General features: G+C 50.0%; 1 pseudogene. It reads right to left on the bottom strand.

Going from position 1 to position 398, the window contains the following annotated elements:
• Positions 1 to 11: 11 nt before the first annotated feature.
• A pseudogene (locus HPY81_08965) lies at positions 12 to 398 on the bottom strand (ISLre2 family transposase).

Here is a 398-nt window from a genome sequence, read left to right as displayed (position 1 = left end):
CAGGGAACAGGTTAACAAATAAGGGCAGCATAATTTGGCCGGGCCAGTTCTCGTAATACATGCTTAATCCACGGCCGGTCGGCAAATGGCCCCTTTAATGCCGGTACTGATGCCCGCAACCATTTTTCCACGTCCTCTGCCTTTTGTTTTTCGACTGGCTTTACATGCACAATTTCTTTTAATTTCTGGTGGTCTACCAACCAGCGCGCAGTATGGTTGGTAAGCTCCCAATTTGCTTTGGCGGCTAAAACGCGGGCCATCCGGTCTCCGCCAGAAATTGTCCATCTGGCCCCCAAACGTTTCATCCGCCGCGCCAGATTGTGCTGAATTTGTCCCTCAATGGCACCTAATCGTTTGTTCCTGGTGAGGCAACAATCCCTACCCAGTTTTCTTTTAGA

It is taken from the genome of Bacillota bacterium (assembly GCA_013178045.1).
GTDB lineage: Bacteria > Bacillota > Ch66 > Ch66 > Ch66 > Ch66.
The sequence above is the reverse complement of the archived record's forward strand: the minus strand, read 5'-3'. Positions and strand labels throughout refer to the sequence as shown.